The sequence below is a fragment of the Leifsonia sp. ZF2019 genome (assembly GCF_019924635.1).
Taxonomy (GTDB): Bacteria; Actinomycetota; Actinomycetes; order Actinomycetales; family Microbacteriaceae; genus Leifsonia.
This window is the reverse complement of record NZ_CP065037.1, coordinates 1406873-1422743: the sequence shown is the minus strand read 5'-3', so window position 1 is coordinate 1422743 and position 15871 is coordinate 1406873. Positions and strand designations below refer to the sequence as shown.

Annotated in this window: 15 protein-coding genes; 4 read left to right on the top strand and 11 right to left on the bottom strand. The window is 70.4% G+C overall.

Translation table 11 applies throughout. The features are described from left to right. Positions 1 to 19 precede the first annotated feature (19 nt). The 8 genes from IT072_RS06980 to IT072_RS06945 all read right to left on the bottom strand — a co-directional run bounded on the left by IT072_RS06980 (position 20) and on the right by IT072_RS06945 (position 7724). A complete protein-coding gene (locus IT072_RS06980) occupies positions 20 to 1102 on the bottom strand; it encodes a hypothetical protein (RefSeq protein WP_223360229.1) in 1083 nt (360 codons plus the stop codon). A 656-nt stretch (positions 1103 to 1758) separates the two neighbouring features. Beyond that, a complete protein-coding gene (locus tag IT072_RS06975; RefSeq protein ID WP_223360228.1) occupies positions 1759 to 2181 on the bottom strand; it encodes a hypothetical protein in 423 nt (140 codons plus the stop codon). Positions 2182 to 2311: 130 nt separating this feature from the next. Next, positions 2312 to 2890, bottom strand: a complete 579-nt coding sequence (locus IT072_RS06970) for a YdeI/OmpD-associated family protein (protein ID WP_223360227.1) — start codon at positions 2888 to 2890, stop codon at positions 2312 to 2314. Positions 2891 to 2936: 46 nt separating this feature from the next. After that, positions 2937 to 3929, bottom strand: coding sequence for an ROK family protein (locus IT072_RS06965; protein WP_223360226.1), 993 nt, complete (start codon positions 3927 to 3929; stop codon positions 2937 to 2939). After that, positions 3926 to 4651 (bottom strand): N-acetylmannosamine-6-phosphate 2-epimerase, encoded by a 726-nt coding sequence (locus tag IT072_RS06960; protein ID WP_223360225.1) that lies wholly within the window; start codon positions 4649 to 4651, stop codon positions 3926 to 3928. Before IT072_RS06960 ends, IT072_RS06965 begins: the two co-directional genes overlap by 4 nt. Then, complete coding sequence (locus IT072_RS06955; RefSeq protein WP_223360224.1) at positions 4632 to 5498, bottom strand: carbohydrate ABC transporter permease; 867 nt, start codon at positions 5496 to 5498, stop codon at positions 4632 to 4634. The genes IT072_RS06960 and IT072_RS06955 overlap by 20 nt, the downstream gene beginning before the upstream one ends. 16 nt (positions 5499 to 5514) lie before the next feature. Then, positions 5515 to 6438: a carbohydrate ABC transporter permease gene (locus tag IT072_RS06950; protein WP_223360223.1), complete on the bottom strand. Its 924-nt coding sequence runs from the start codon at positions 6436 to 6438 to the stop codon at positions 5515 to 5517. Continuing rightward, a complete protein-coding gene (locus IT072_RS06945; RefSeq protein ID WP_223360222.1) occupies positions 6438 to 7724 on the bottom strand; it encodes an ABC transporter substrate-binding protein in 1287 nt (428 codons plus the stop codon). Before IT072_RS06945 ends, IT072_RS06950 begins: the two co-directional genes overlap by 1 nt. 187 nt (positions 7725 to 7911) lie before the next feature. Between IT072_RS06945 and IT072_RS06940 the strand changes: the two genes are divergently transcribed. The 4 genes from IT072_RS06940 to IT072_RS06925 all read left to right on the top strand — a co-directional run bounded on the left by IT072_RS06940 (position 7912) and on the right by IT072_RS06925 (position 14026). Continuing rightward, complete coding sequence (locus IT072_RS06940) at positions 7912 to 8625, top strand: GntR family transcriptional regulator (RefSeq protein ID WP_223360221.1); 714 nt, start codon at positions 7912 to 7914, stop codon at positions 8623 to 8625. A gap of 54 nt (positions 8626 to 8679) precedes the next feature. After that, positions 8680 to 10191 carry a DUF4127 family protein gene (locus tag IT072_RS06935; protein WP_223360220.1) on the top strand — a complete coding sequence of 504 codons (1512 nt, stop codon included), beginning with the start codon at positions 8680 to 8682 and terminating at the stop codon, positions 10189 to 10191. 251 nt (positions 10192 to 10442) lie between these two features. Beyond that, complete coding sequence (locus IT072_RS06930) at positions 10443 to 12128, top strand: DUF4434 domain-containing protein (RefSeq protein ID WP_223360913.1); 1686 nt, start codon at positions 10443 to 10445, stop codon at positions 12126 to 12128. A gap of 80 nt (positions 12129 to 12208) precedes the next feature. Then, positions 12209 to 14026 (top strand): 2-isopropylmalate synthase, encoded by a 1818-nt coding sequence (locus tag IT072_RS06925; RefSeq protein WP_223360912.1) that lies wholly within the window; start codon positions 12209 to 12211, stop codon positions 14024 to 14026. Here the strand turns inward: IT072_RS06925 and IT072_RS06920 are convergent. The 3 genes from IT072_RS06920 to IT072_RS06910 all read right to left on the bottom strand — a co-directional run bounded on the left by IT072_RS06920 (position 13984) and on the right by IT072_RS06910 (position 15803). Further along, on the bottom strand, positions 13984 to 14256 hold the full coding sequence (locus tag IT072_RS06920) for a hypothetical protein (RefSeq protein WP_223360219.1): 273 nt from the start codon (positions 14254 to 14256) through the stop codon (positions 13984 to 13986). The genes IT072_RS06925 and IT072_RS06920 overlap by 43 nt on opposite strands. A 211-nt stretch (positions 14257 to 14467) precedes the next feature. Then, complete coding sequence (locus tag IT072_RS06915; protein WP_223360218.1) at positions 14468 to 14803, bottom strand: nuclear transport factor 2 family protein; 336 nt, start codon at positions 14801 to 14803, stop codon at positions 14468 to 14470. An 85-nt stretch (positions 14804 to 14888) separates the two neighbouring features. After that, positions 14889 to 15803: a phosphotransferase family protein gene (locus IT072_RS06910; RefSeq protein WP_223360217.1), complete on the bottom strand. Its 915-nt coding sequence runs from the start codon at positions 15801 to 15803 to the stop codon at positions 14889 to 14891. Positions 15804 to 15871 lie beyond the last annotated feature (68 nt).

The window sequence follows — 15871 nt, the reverse complement described above, 5'->3', positions numbered from 1 at the left end:
TGTCAGCAGGCGGCGGCCGTCAGGGGCACCGCCTGCGTCCCTCCCCGTCGACCGACCACGGCCTCGTTCCTGGCTCGGGCGAGAGCACCCCGTCGTTCAACCAGACGGTCTCGTCCGGCCCCCAGCCGGCGAGGAGCGCGCCCCAGCCGTCGCCGAGGTCGAGCGCGCGCCCGGCCGTCGCGAGGTAGCCGGCCACCGAGACGTGCACGGCATCGGCGGCGACGCGTGCCCAGTCCGGGATCAGCCAACGCCCGTGCCGATCCGTCGCCCTGGCCCAATCCGCCCGGCGCGACGCGGTCACATCGAGCGGGTAGCGGCGCACGAGGTCGGCCCAGGCGTCCGGCCCGTCGATCTCGACGACCCGTGCCGACGGGGCGACGCCGATCCGTCGAACGTCCGCACGGGTCCAGCCCATCCGGTCCTCGATCAGGCGGAGTCCCACGGGGATGCCGGACGGCGTGGATGCGCGGGTCGTGCGGCGGAGTCCGTGCGGCGGGGTCGACCACCAGGTTCCCGACATCGCGACCCCCTGCTCCGTCGAGCGACGCCAGAAGGCCTCCTCCGCGGCCGCCGCATCCGTCCATTTCCGGAGCACGGCGCGCGAGTCGATCCGGGGCGACGTCGTCATGCCCTCGAAGAGCACTTCGCATTGCGACGCGCGGTCGAGGCCGGTCGCCCACCAGTCCGTGTGCGGCGAGCCGGCGACGAGGTGCGCGGTCCGCAGCAGAGCGGGAGCGAGCTCGGGATCGGACGCCACGCGGTCCTCGCCGTCGGGACCCTGCCAGTAGCGTGCACTGTCGACGGCCGCCTCGAGAGCATCGTCGAGATCCTCGGCCGTCGGCGGGGCGGACGGCTGCTCGGCGAGCAGTGCCGCGATCTCGGCGCCCGACGGCGCCGGCCGTTCGTGCGAGCCCTCTCCGTCTCCGTCGGTCACGGTCACGAGGGAGACCGCCTCCCCCGCCTCGCGGGCGCGTCGGTAGGCCGCCCAGAACACGGCCGTCGCGAGAGGGTGCGGCTCCGTTCCCAGCGGGCCGCGCGCGATCTCCAGCAGCACCCGTCGACCGCGCGGCCCGCCGACCAGCGCTCTCGCGTCCATCCCCATGGGCCGAGCCTATCGGCGGGCCCTCACGCCGCGAACGCAGCACAGGCCGAGTTCTATCCGTCAACCGTGACGGTCGACGACGGCCAATCCGCGACCTCAGGCCAAGGTGCAGCATCCCAGACGTACACACGGCGAAGCGTTCCGGTTTTCTGCAAGTGGTCGATTGCAGGCTTCCCCAACAACAAGGTTCCGCTTCACTGCCAGATAAGCACATGATCAATGCGACGAGGAGGACGAAGGGAAGCCGTCCCTTTCTCCTCCTCGTCGCGCCCTTTCGTCAGGGCCGGTATTCATCCCGCGGCGGCATGTACATCGATCGCGCAGCGGGATCGGCGCCATGACCACCGTTCATGCCACTGAGCACAATCACTAGCACGGTGCTCAGGCGTTCAAGGACTGTGGAGACGAAGCGACCCAGTGCCCTGAAGAGCCCCCACACTCTGCTCCAGAACTTCATCGCGATTCCGCCCTTCAATCAATGCGCGAGGATGCATGATCCTCGGTCAGCTCCTCCGGCTTGACATGCCGCAACACCCAGCGTTCCGCTAACTCGCCATGACCCAAGTCTCCCCGACGGATCGACATCGGTCCAGAGCGTGGCCACCCAAAGCATGCAACGCTGATAAGCCCTCTGCGGCGCAACCCGGGAACGACAACTAAACGCGCGGCCCCGACCCCTGGTCGCCGGCGTCCGCATCCGGCTCCGCCTCAGTCTCCGCATCCGTCTCCGCCTCCGCCTCCGCGTCCGCCGCACTCCCTGCCTCAGGCCGTCGCGCCTCCTCGCCGGGCCGGTGCGCGGGCGGCGGCCCGGGGGTCCGCCGCATCTTCACCCCGACGGCGGCGAGCAGCCCCACCGCGGCGACGCCGAAGAACACGAGACCGACGACGAGCCAGGGCTGCGTCCCGGGCGCGGGCGCGGCGGCGCCCAGCAGGGCGGCAGCGGCGGGGACGGCGATGAGACGCACGGCCACCGCGGGTCTACGGCGCGACATCGTCATCACCTCCGCGCCCATCGTGCCGTGCACGGGCGCGTGCTGCAACTCGTCGACGGCAGGCCCGTCGCGTGACCGCTGCGGCACGGCCGTTGAACACCTCGCTCGGCGTCGGGACGACAACGTATGCGATCCGTGGTAGAGAGCGTGGCACCGTTCCACGGGATGGACGGACAGGGTACGGCCCTGTCGGGAGACGGCCGACCGCGGAACCGGCCTACTGCGGGTAGGGCGTCTCCCCGCGCTCCAGCATCGCGACCAGCTTCTCGAGCCGGTTGGCGCGCGTGGTGGCGGTGGAGGCGGTCAGGATGCGGTGGAGGACCGCGTAGCGGTTGGTGCCGTTGAGCGTCTCGAACAGGGCGGCCGCGGCGGGCGACACCGAGAGGGCCGCCGCCAGGTCGTCCGGCACCTGCGCGGTGGCAGCCCCCGCGTAGGCGCGTTCCCAGCGGCCGTCGGCTTTCGCGCGGTCGATCTCCGCCTGTCCGCGGGGACGCATCCTGCCCTCCGCTGTCAGCGCGGCGACGAGGCCGATGTTGCGCTCCGACCACAGGGAGGCCGTGCGCCGTGGCGTGAACCGCTGCAGGAAGGTCGCGGCGTCGAGGCTCCGTTTCTGGCCGTCGATCCAGCCGCTGCACAGCGCCTCGTCGAGGGCTTGCGCGTAGGTGAGAGAGGTCGGCTCTGTGGTGCCCTTCTTGGCGAGAACGAGCCAGACCCCGTCGGAGTCGTCCTCGTGGCGGTCCAGCCAGCTGCGCCAGGCGCTGGCGTCGGCGACGACGAACGGCTGCGGCTGCTCCATCCCGCCATCGTAGGGGCGCCCACCGACGAGGTTCACGTCGTGGCGGTCATTCCGCCCTCGAAGGCGCCACGTCGTGAACCTCGGCGGACCGGGACGCCGCGAGCGCGAGACGGCCTGCGCCCACGAGGGCGGCGTCCGGGCCCGCGCGCGCGACCGTGACCTGCACCGCGGAGAACGGCGGTCGCAGGGAGGCGCGCAGGCGATCGGCGAGCGGGCCGACGAACAGCTCCCCCAGCCCCGAGACGCCGCCGCCGATCAGCACGGTGCCGGGATCGACGGCGACGACGGAGGCGGCGAGCGACTCCCCCAGCTCCTCCGCGGCGAGCCGGATGACCTGCGCGGCGACCACGTCACCGCCGCGCGCCAACCGGCCGATCTCGCGCAGCCCCAGCGACCGGGCGCTGAACTCGGCGTAGGTCAGCTCGATGCCCGGCCCGCTGGCGAATGCCTCCACGTGGTCGACGCCGCCGCACGAACAGATGCGGCGGCGCGACGACGGGATCCGCACGTGGCCGACCGAGCCGGCCATCCCGGACGCGCCGCGCAGCAGCCTCCCGTCGCTGACCACCGCCCCGCCGATGCCCGTGCCGACCGCCACGAAGAGGAAGCCGTCGGGTGCGCCCGCCCACTGCTCGCCGAGCGCGGCGGCGTGCACGTCGTTGACGACGACGACCGGGGCGCCGAGGCGCGCGCGCAGGCCGCCGGCGACGTCGGTGCCGCTCCAGCCCGCCAGGTGGTCGGTCGAGTGGACGACGGTGCCGTGCTCGTCGAACCCGCCGGCGCTGCCCACTCCGTAGGCGGCGGGGACTCCGCCTGCCCGTCGTGCGGTCTCAGCGGCGAGCGCCGCCACGGTGTCCAGGATGGCCTCGGCGCCCTGGCTCGCCGGTGTGGGCGCCTCGACCCGGTGGGCGAGCCGGCCGTCGGGCCGCACGAGCGCCGCCGCCGTCTTGGTGCCGCCGATGTCGATGCCCACGACGACCCCCGCGCGCCCGTGGACCGAGGAGGCCGCTCCCGCACCCGGCCGTGGGTGCGCGCTCATCGCGACCGCGGCGTCGCCGCCGCGAACCGCCGCGTGATCGCGACGGGATCGGTGATCGCACCGCCCACCACCACCGCGAAGGCGCCCGCGTCGAATGCGCGCGCGACATCGCCCGGCGTCTGGAACCGGCCCTCGGCGAGCACCCGGATGCCGCGGCCGGCGAGCTGCTCGACCAGGGCCACGTCCGGCGACGGCTCGGCGCGCGAGTACGGCGTGTAGCCGGAGAGGGTCGTTCCGACGAACGCCGCTCCGGCCTCCCACGACCGAAGCCCCTCGTCGAGCGTCGAGACGTCCGCCATGATCGGCAGCGGAACGGCCGCCACGGCGCTGCGGACGCGCGCGGCGACATCGCCCGCGACCTCCTGGGTCGCGTCCACCGCGATCACGTCGGCCCCGGCGGAGGCCAAGGCGACGACCTGCTCGTCCGTGTGGGTGATGACGTTGCGCCGGGCGCCCATCCGCTTGTCGAGCCCGATGATCGGCACATCCGTCAGGGCTCGCACGGCGGCGATGTCGTCGACGCCGTTCACCCGCAACGCGACCGCGCCGCCCTGCAGAGCGCTGACCGCGAGACGCGCGATCGTCGGGGTGTCGCGCATCGGCGAGCCCGCGGACGCCTGGCACGACACGATCAGGCCGCCCTGGATCGCCGCCAGCAGCGTGACCTGCCGGTCGACCGTGAGCTCGCGCTCCCCTGCGTCGTCACTTGAGTGCGCCAGCACTGATACCCCCTATGAAGTAGCGCTGGAACACGACGAAGAGTGCGAGCGCGGGAACGGTGAACAGGACGGATGCGGCCATCAGCGGCCCCCACTCGACGTTGTGCTCGCCGAAGAACGAGTACAGGCCGATCGAGAGGGTGTACTTGGAGGAGTCGTTGAGGTAGATCAACGGGTTGAGGAAGTCGGTCCAGGCCCACACGAACTGGAAGATGACCGCCGTGATGAGCGCGGGACGTGCCTGCGGGAGGACGATCGACCAGTAGATGCGGAACTCGGAGGCCCCGTCGATCCGCGCCGCCTGGAGCAGCTCGTTGGGCACCGACATCAGGAACTGCCGCAGCATGAAGATGAGGAACGGCGTGCCGAAGAACGCGGGGGCGACGAGCGGGATGATCGAGTTCGTCGCGCCCAGCCCGTTCCACATCAGGAACAGCGGGATCATGGTGACCTGCGGTGGGAGCATCATCGTCGCCATGACGATGACGAGCAGCGGGCGCTGCCCGCGCCAGCCGATCTTCGACAGCGAGTACGCCACCAGCGGCGACGCGATCAGCATCCCGAGCACCGAGAGCGCCGCGATGACGATCGTGTTCCACAGGTACTGCCAGAACGGGATCTCCTCGAACACCGCCGCGAAGTTGTCGAGCGTCCACTCCTTCGGCCACAGCGTCGGCGGCGCGCTGAAGATGTCCGCCGGCAGCTTGAACGCCGTGCTCAGCATCGAGAGGAACGGGAAGACGAACAGCAGCGTCGTCCCCCAGATCAGCACGTAGCGGCCGACCGTGCGTCCGGGGCGCCGCCGTCGCAGGCGGGAGGCGCGCGGGCCGGCAGGGCGTGGCGCGGTCACGGCGGGGGGCCGCGTCTCAGTCGCGTTCAGAACCATAGTGGACCCATTTCTTCGACGACCAGAGCAGCAGCAGCGTGATGATCAGGGTGATCAGGAAGAGCACCCAGGCCATCGCCGAGGCGTAGCCCATCTTCAGGAAGACGAACGCGTTCTGGTACAGGTACATCGCGTAGCTGATCATCGACTGCCCCGGGCCGCCGCTGGCCTCGTTGAGGCGCGTCTGCGTCAGCAGGTAGGGCTGCGTGAAGATCTGCAGGTAGGCGATCACGGTCACGATCACCTGGAACAGGGTGACCGGCGAGATCGTCGGCCAGGTGATGAAGCGGAACCGCCCCCACCATCCCGCACCGTCGAGCTCCGCGGCCTCGTACAGCTCGGCGGGCACGTCCTTGATCGCCGCGAGGTAGATGATCATCGTGCCGCCGATGGTCCAGAGGCACATGAGGAGGATGGCGGGCTTGCCCCAGTCCGGCTGCTCCAGCCACTCCGGCTGCGGCAGGTGCAGCACGCCCAGGAAGTAGTTCACGAAGCCGTACTGGGTGTTGAGCAGCCAGCGCCACAGATAGCCGCCCACGACGACGGGGACGATGGTAGGCAGGTAGATCAGCGCGCGGTACAGCGGCTGCCCGCGCACGGGCAGGTTGAGGAAGTGCGCCCCGACGATGGAGATGATGATCGTCAGCGGCACGCCCGTCACCGTGAGGAACAGCGTGTTCCAGAGGGCCTTCCAGAACGTGGAGTCGTTCAGCATGTGGGCGTAGTTGTCGAGCCCGACCCAGGACGGCGCCTGGAACAGGTTGAAGTCGGTGAAGCTGTACCCGGCGGAGGCGAGCACCGGCCACGCGATGAACACCGCCGCGCCCACGATGAACGGCGACGCGAACGCCAGACCCAGGAGGGTCTGGCGTCGCGCACCGCGCTTGGCGGTCGTGGCCGTCATCAGTACGACTTCGCCTTGTCCGCCACCGACTGCAGGGCCTTCTCGGGGGTCGCGACCCCGCGCACCACGTCGTCGAAGGCGGTCGCCAGGTCGGTCGAGTACTGGGCGCTGTACGGCTGGCTCGCGAGCGACTTCGCGTTCGGGCTCTTCAGGGCGTTCAGCCACGCGTCGAAGTGCGGGATCGTGCTGTACGCCGTGTCCGTCAGCAGGGACGTCTTCGACGGGAGGTTGCCGAGAGCCAGCGTGAAGTCGGTCATCGGCTTGTCGCCGACCATGTAGGCGAGGAACTTCGCGGCCTCCGCCTTGTGCTTCGAGTTGCTCGGGATGAACAGCGTGCTCGTCGTCACCTGGGTCGAGCCGGCGAGGTCGTCGCTCACGGCAGGGATGTCGACGACGCCCCAGTTGAGGTTCGGCGCGACCTTCGGGATGTTGACGGCCTGCCACTCGCCGTCGATGACCATGGCCTCCTTGCCCGTGTAGAACGGGTCCTGCGCCGACATGTACTGGCCGAGCCCCGAGGTGAAGGTCGCGATCTTGTCCGCGCCGTAGGTGTCGGTGAGGGTCTTCGTGTACCAGTCGAGCGCCTCGACGTTCTTCGGGTCGTCGGGCGACGGGGTCTTGTTGTCCGTGCCGTCCCAGGTGCCGCCGAACGCGTAGCCGAGGGTGGTGAAGAGCGTCGACGCCGACGGGTTGCCGAGGCCGATCTGCGTGATGGCCCCGCTGGAGTCGGTCACCGTCAGCTTCTTGACCGCCGCGGCCAGCTCGTCCATCGTGGTCGGCGGCTGCACGCCGGCCTTGTCGAGCAGATCCTTGTTGTACATGAGCTGCTGCGTGTGCACCGCGATCGGGAGCGCGTAGGTCTTTCCCTCGTACTTCATCTGGTCGAGGGAGGCCGGGGCGAAGTCGCCGAGGTCAACCTTCTCGGTCTTGAGGTAGTCGTCGAGCGGGGCGAGGATTCCCTTCGACGCCCACGAGCCGACGGTGTTGCCGAAGTTGTCGGAGATGTCGAAGCTGCCGTTGCTCGACGACATCGACGTGAGCTGCTTCTGCGCGTCAGGGCTGGAGACTCCGACGACCTTGATCTCGGACTGGCTCGCGTTGAAGTCGGCGATGACCTTCTCGAGGGCTTTCGCCTCCTCGCCGCCCCAGAGGTACGAGAACGTGATGGTGGTGGGGCCGGAGGGGGAGGCTCCGGAGCAGCCGGTGAGGGCGACGGCGGCGGCGGCGACACTGGCCAGCGCGACGGTGCGCAGTACGGTGCGCCGTCCGATCTTCCTGGATTCCATGGGGGTCCTTACGGGTGTGAGGGTTGCGGAATGGAGGTGCTTGTCAATTGGTGTACTCCATTTCGTCGAGCAGTGTCAACAAAATCTCAAGAATCGCGGCGTACTTGCACTCTGTGGTGCACTTCTCCATAAAATGGTTGTCACCAATCGCCCTCACCGTCCCACACCCGATCCGCGGAGGAGAACCATGGCGGAGCAGCACACCAAGTCCGAGCGTCTGCGCCAGCACCTCGTCGACGTCATCGACCAGGGACTGGAGCCGCACTCGAAGCTGCCGACCGAGCGCGACCTCGCGACCGAGTTCGACGTCAGCCGGCTGACGGTCCGCCGCGCCCTCGACCGGCTCGAGCACGAGGGCCTCGTCTACCGCGTGCAGGGAGCGGGCACCTTCGTGGCCGCGCCGCGCATCACCAAGTCGGTCGAGCTGACCTCCTTCAGCGAGGACATGCGGGCCCGCGGACTGGAGCCCGGATCGTCGGTGCTCGTCACGGAGACCATCGCCGCAGGCGCACGGCTGGGCGCCAAGCTGCGGGTGAGCCCCTCCGACGACGTCTTCCACATCCGCCGCGCGCGCACCGCCGACGGCGAGCCGATGGCACTGGAGGACTCCTACCTCAATCCGAAGCTCTTCCCCGGGCTGATCGACAACGTCGGCGGCGAGTCGCTGTACCGCATCCTCGAGACCGAGTACGGGATGCGGATCGAGTGGGCCGAGCAGAGCATCCGCGCGAGCGTGCTCGAGCCCGAGGAGGCCGCGCTCCTGAACGCGCCCGCATTCTCTCCCGCGTTCTATGTGTCCCGTATCTCTTTCGACGCGCAGGACCGCGCGGTCGAGTACGCCGAGTCGACGTACCGGGGGGATCGGTACCACTACGAGCTCCAGATCCACCGCTCACGCTGACCGTCGCCCACCCCGCCAGCTGCCGCCCTCGCCTGCGCCGATCAGAGGAGTCCCATGCGCATCGCCCTCGTCCCCCTCGATGAACGTCCGGTCAACGTCGACCTCCCGCGCCAGGTCGCGGCGATCGCCGGAGCCGAGCTGCTGCTTCCGCCCGAGGAGGCGATGCCCGACTTCCGCACGCCCGCCGACGTGCGCGCGCTCCACGGCTGGCTGCGCGACCTCGCCACGACCGCCGGCCCCGAGCAGGCCGACCGCCTGGTGGTGTGCGTCGACACGCTCGTGCACGGCGGCATCATCCCCGCCCGCATCACAACCGACTCGACGACGGCCGCCCTGCAACGGCTGGACCTCCTGCGCGAGATCGCGACCATCGCTCCGGAGCTGCGGATCACGGCGGCGTCGCTGATCATGCGCGCCAGCGACTCGTACTCCGCCGTCGAGGAGCCGGAGTACTGGAGCCGGTACGGCCGCGAGCTGCACGCTCTCGGCGCCGCGCTCCACCACGAGCTGGAGGCGGACGTCACCGGAGGGGAGGCCGCCGCGGGGACACCGGCCACCGCCGTCCCCGACGACGTCCGCAGCGACTTCGAACGCCGTCGCCTGCGCAACCACGCCATCAACCTCGCCGCGCTGGCCCTGCACGAGGAGGGCATCGTGGAGACGCTGACGGTGACGGCGGACGACACCGCGCCGTACTCGGCGGGCTCGGCGGAGCAGGTGTGGCTGCGCCACTGGGCGCGCGCCCTCCCCCGCGGCCGCGACGTGCTCATGTACCCCGGAGCCGACGAGGTCGGCGCGGTGCTGGTGGCACGGGCCCTCGCCTCCGGCGTCGGCGTGCCGGTCTGGCGGATCGCGTGCGGCGAGGCCGACGGCCTGGCCCGGGTCCCGAACTTCGAGAACGCCCCGCTGATCGACAGTCTGACACGGCAGATCGTCGCATCCGGCGGACGCGTCGCCGAGGACGGTGAGCACGCCGACATGGTCGTGGTCGCGCACGCCCCCGACCCGGCCCGCGGCGACTTCTTCGGCAGCCGACCCGCCTCCGACGCCGTTGCGACCGAGGCGACGGTCGAGGCCGTGCGCGCCGCCCTCGACACGGGTGCGATCGTCGCCCTCGCCGATGTGCGCTTCAGCAACGGCGGCGATCCCGAGCTGGTCGACCGACTCGCGGATGAGGGCCTGCTCCTGCGGCTGGCCTCCTACGGCGGCTGGAACACTGCGGGCAACTCGATCGGGGGCGCCGTGGCCCAGGCGACCGCGCTCTGGGCCGGACGCGCCCTCGGCACCGCCGACGAGGCCGCGCTGCGCGCTGCGCTGCTCACGCGCATCCTGGACGATCGCGCCTACCAGAGCGGCACCCGGCTCGCGATGCACGGCGCCGAGTTCGGCGGCAGCATCGGCCCCGTCGACCCGGTCGCGGAGGCGGCCGCCATCGCCCGCATCACACGCGAGCTGCGCGCCTACCTCGAACGCATCCTGCCCGCGGACGAGTCGTGGAGCCTCGACGCGGTGACGCTCCCGTGGCACAGGAGCTTCGAGATCGGCGTGGAGGTGAATGCGCGGTAATGGTCTGATCCATTCCGCACCTCCTCCCGTCGTTTAAGGGATTTCATTGCTTTAACCTTCGCAAGTGGTGTACACCATTAACGCGATCGGCACCGTCGCCGGCATCGCACCACCCATCGAAGGAGTAGGCATGAGTCATCGCACCTCGCACCGCCTCGCTGCCCTGATCGCCGGAGCGGCCCTCGCCGCCGCGCTGGCCGTCCCCGCGACCGCGGCGTCCGCCGCACCCACCTGCACCACCACCCCCCCGCATCGACGGCAGCTTCATCCAGCCGGCCCTGGTGGACGGCTGGACGTCGACCCAGCTCGCGTCCGAGTTCACCACCCTCACCAACGCCTGCATCACCAGCCAGGTCATCCAGTGGACCGCCGACACCAAGGCGTCGACGACCATCTACCCGAGCGGCCTCAGCGGTTACACGCAGAACACGTCGACGGACGTGGTCTCGCGCGTGCTCACCGCCGCCGACAGCGCCGGGGTCTCGGAGTACCTCGGGCTCCAGACGAACGACGACTGGTGGAACACCTACGCCAACTCCACGACCTGGCTGAACGCCGAGGCGACGAAGGCCAACGCGCTCGCCGACGACCTGTACGCGAAATACGGGACGCACACGTCCTTCGCCGGGTGGTACCTGCCGTTCGAGGTCGACAACTGGAACTTCACCTCGAGCGCGTCCTGGAGCGCCATGTCGACGTTCTACACGACGATCGCCAACCACCTCCACGCGCTCACCCCGGGCAAGCCCGTCATCATCAGCCCGTTCTTCAACACTGCGGGAGGCCAGACCAGCAGCCAGTGGACGACGATGTGGTCGAGCATCCTCGCCTCGGCCCCGATCGACGTGATCGCCCTGCAGGACGGGGTCGGAGCCGGTCACGCCACCACCGCGCAGCTGGCGACGTGGTTCGCCGCAACGAAGAGCGCGATCACGAGCGCGCGCCCGGCCACGCAGCTGTGGGCAGACAGCGAGACGTTCAACCCGGACTTCACGCCGATGTCGATCAGCCAGCTCGTCGCCGACCTCAACGCCGTGGCGCCCTACGTGAGCAAGACACTGTCATTCTCCTACGACCACTACCAGAGCCCGCTCGTGGTCCCCGCGGTGTACGACACCACGTACCGCAACTACCTGTCGACCGGCTCGGTCGAGACGTCGGCGCCCACGGTCCCGAGCTCGCTCGCCGCGAGCGCCGGAGGAGTGACCTCGGTGAACCTGAGCTGGTCGGCCTCCACCGACAACATCGGGATCGCCGGCTACCGGCTGTACCGCGGCGGCGCGCTGGTCAAGGTGATCCAGGGCGCGGGCACGACCTTCACCGACGCGGGACTCGCACCGTCGACGACCTACAGCTACACGCTCGCCGCCTTCGACGCCGCCGGCAACACGTCGGCTCAGAGCTCGGCGGCGAGTGCCACCACGTCCGCCGCACCCGCCGCCAACCCGCTCGTGTCGTCCGGCAAGGGCTACACCGCCTCCGTCGCCGCCGACGCGAGCTACCCCGACACCGGCGGGACCGAGCTCACGAACGGCGTGACCGCCTCCACGAGCTACGCCGACGCCGCGTGGCAGGGTCGCAACACCGGGAGCCCCTACAGCTTCACGATCGATCTCGGCGCGACGAAGACCATCACCCAGGTGGGCACCTCGTGGCTGCAGACGAAGTCGCTGTACATCTTCCTGCCGTCGAGCATCCAGGTGTCGGTCTCGACGACGGGATCGACCTTCACACCGCTGACCACCCTCCCAGCGCCGAACGTCAGCGACGCGGACCAGCGGTACACCTACGCCGCCTACGGATTGTCGGGGTCGGGCCGCTACGTGCGCTTCACGGTGACACCGGCCAGCAGTGCCTGGTCGTTCGTCGACGAGGCCACCGTCCGGGGTCTCTCGCCCGCCGAGGTTCACGTTGTTGCGCTCATTCCTCTGGAATAGCAGCAACGACGTGAACCTCGCCGTCGGGATTGCTTGTCTGCTTGTCTGAGGAGTGTGGTAGCGTCAGCAGCGTGACCAGCGTGACCAGCACCGCCTTCCCCCGCCTGTCCCCTCCCGCCGGGCCCGTCCCGGCCGACGCGCCCGCCTGGAACCGCCAGCGCGGCTCGCAGATGCCCTCGCACCGATACCGCGACGTCTTCTCCCGGGTGGAGGTGCCGCTCGCCGAGCACGACTGGCCGGCCAACCGCATCACGCGTGCGCCGCTGTGGGTGCCGGTCGACCTGCGGGATGGCAACCAGGCGCTCGCGGAGCCGATGGACCCGGCGCGCAAACGCCGCTTCTTCGAGCTCATGCTCGCGATGGGCTACAAGGAGATCGAGGTCGGATACCCTTCCGCCTCCCAGACGGACTTCGACTTCGTCCGGCTGCTCGCCGAGACGGACCTGGCGCCGGAGGACGTGACGATCGTCGTCTTCACCGCCGCACGCCGCGACCTGATCGAGCGCACCGTCGAGTCGGTGCGCGGGCTGCGCAACCCGGTCGTCATCCACCTCTACACGGCCACCGCGCCCACGTGGCGGGAGGTGGTGCTCGGGCACGACCGAGCGGCGCTCACCGAGCTGATCCTCGCCGGTGGCCGCGACGTCCTGGAGCTCTCCACCGGCCTCCCGGACGTGCGCTTCGAGTTCTCCCCCGAGGTCTTCAACCTGACCGAGCCCGACTTCGCCCTCGAGGTCTGCGACGCGATGACCGCCCTGTGGGAGGCGTCGCCCGACCGCCCCGTCATCCTCGACCTCCCGGCGACCGTCGAGATCGCGACCCCCAACGTGTATGCGGACCAGATCGAGTACATGCACAAGAACCTCGCCCGGCGCGACGGGGTCATCCTCTCGGTGCACCCGCACAACGATCGCGGCACCGGCATCGCGTGCGCCGAGCTCGCCGTGCTCGCGGGCGCCCAGCGCGTCGAGGGCTGCCTGTTCGGCAACGGTGAGCGCACGGGCAACGTCGACCTCGCCACGCTGGCCCTCAACCTCCATGCGCAGGGCGTCGACCCGATGATCGACTTCTCCGACATCGACGAGATCCGCCGCACGGTGGAGCACGCCAACCGCATCGAGGTGCACCCCCGCCACCCGTACGTCGGCGACCTCGTGCACACCGCCTTCAGCGGCACGCATCAGGACGCGATCCGCAAGGGCTTCGCCGAGCATCGGGCACGCGCGGCCGCGGAGGGCCGTCCCGAGTCCGAGCTCGAGTGGCGGGTCCCCTACCTGCCCGTCGACCCGGCCGATCTCGGCCGCGGCTACGACGCCGTCATCCGCGTCAACTCCCAGTCCGGCAAGGGCGGCATCGCCTACCTGCTCGAGTCCGTCTACGGGGTCGAGCTCCCCCGCCGCCTGCAGATCGACTTCGCCCGCCACGTGCAGCGCCACACCGACGCGACCGGGGACGAAGCCACGGCCGAGCGCTTATGGACGCTGTTCGAGGAGGCCTACCTGCCCGGCGGCGACACGCCCGTGCGCCTCGTCGACTACACGACCTCCGAAGCGGACGGCGCGACCCGCACCACGGTCACCGTGCGCATCGACGGCCGCGACCACACCCATTCGGCCGAACAGGTCGGCCCCGTCGAAGCACTGACCGCCGCGCTCTCCGCGCACGGCCTGCCGGTCGAAGTGCTGGGCCTGCACCAGACGAGCATCGGTTCCGGCGCCGACAGCCAGGCCCTCACCCTGATCGAGTACCGCGACGCCTCCGGCACCCGTTGGGCCGCGGGCCGCGATCGGTCCGTGCTGACGGCGAGCCTCGCGGCACTCGCGGGCGCGGCGGCGCAGAGCGCGGCGCGCCGGCCCTACACGGCGTCCGGCCGATACCCGCTGGTCGCCTCCTCGTAGGTGGTGTGCTTGCGCTTCGGCTGCGAGTCGGCCGGAGGCGGGACGGCGGTGCGGGTGAGGGCGTGGAGGACGAGCTGCTCGACCAGCTGCGCGGCTGTCGCGTGACGATGCTGCGCGATGCGCACCAGCGCCGCGTACTCCGCCTCGCCGAGGTGGACTTTGAGGGGGATGCCGCCTGGCGAATGCCCCGGACCGAGCGTCGTGGCGGCCGTGATGTCTGCGTCGCTCATACCGGGATGATGCGTCGCGTGACTGCCGTGAGTCGAGTGACCTTTTATATGCATTAACTAGGCAGTTGCCGCTTGCCGACCGCATCCCGGCGGGTGCATCATGCGGTCGTCAGAGGAGACAGCAGGTGCCGGTGCCGGATTCCCCGCCTCGTCGATCGGCGGGACCGGCATCCATGCCGGCCGGCCACAGGGGGTGGCCGGCCGGCGACCGTCAGTCGGTCGGCGCGATCACGAGGCTCCCGATCAATCCGTCGCGGAGCTCGAACGTCATCGGCCCGGTGCCGTTGTAGCCGTCGCCCGTCACGGTCAGGTCGACGATCACGGTGTCCGCCGCCTCCCATCGCCAGCCGACCACCTCGAAGCGGCTGTGGACGCCGATGTTGTCGGTCCGGTCCCATGACCGCACACCATCCCGCCCGTGGAAGGTGCGCCCCCAGTCGATCAGTTCGGCGTCGTCCGTGAACGCGGCGACGAAGGCGTCGGAGTCGCCGGCGTTGGTCGCGCGGACGAACTCCGCGATCGGGGCGGGAAGCTGCTCGTCGGTCATGATGCTCCTTCGTGCGTCGATGGAGGCGCCGCCACGATCGTAGCGGCCGCGACCGCGTGGCGGTCGGGCACCCGCCGCCCTGTTCTCAGTCGACGACGCCGCGCTCGACCAACCACGCGAGCGCTGCACGCGACTCCGCGGCCTGGAACCCGCGCAACGCGGGCATCCGCGGCGGCGGCTGCTGCAGCGAACTCAGCCGGAACTCGCCGGCGAGCCCGGCGAGCGTCGCGTCGATCGCAGCCTCCGGCACACCGTCGAAGACCCGATGGCGCAGCAGTTCATCGGCACCGGTCGCTCCGTTCAGCCGAGCGTCGAGCAGAATCGCCAGCCCGTCCACCCAGGGCGCCCCGCTGCACGCCCACGCCCAGTCGACGAACCAGACCCGGTCGGCATGGTCGAGCAGCACATTGTCCGCCCTGCCATCGAGGTGCACGAGCCGGTCGCCGGCGAAGTGCGGGCCTGCGTCCGACGCGAGCGCCGCCAGGCGCTCACCACAACGCTGCTCGATCGCGGTGAGCGCGTCGGCGTGCTCCGTGAGCAGCACGGGCCACGCTCCGAAGCGGAGCTCGTCGTCGAGGCGCGGCAGCCCGAGCCCGCGCACGTCCGGGAAGCGATCGAGTGCGTCGAGCACGGACCGCAGCTCGGCGTCCGCGGGAGGCGAAGTCGGGTGGCGCCCGTCGATCTCCGCGGTCACGATCCCGAACCAGTCTCCGGCCTCGATCGTGTCGAGGAGCGCGGGAGCGGGAACACTGTCCGGAAGTCTGCGCAGCACCTCCGCTTCGCGACGGTAGAGATCGGCGGTTCCTCCCAAGGCCGCCGGCGCCGCCTTGACGAACGCCCGTCGCCCCTCCGCTGTGCCGACCCGCGCAGCCAGACCTCCCGAGAACCCGCCCGACTGGTCCACGGCCTCGGTCACCGGTGCACCGAGCACCCGTCCGACCGCAGACGTCAGCTCGGGCGGGGCTTCAGTCCACCGGATCCGGTCGCTCGTCACTGCCATCCGGCCACCCTACCGAGGACGGACACTTGCGCGATGCTCCGTGCGATGCGGGGCCCAATTCGTCGCCA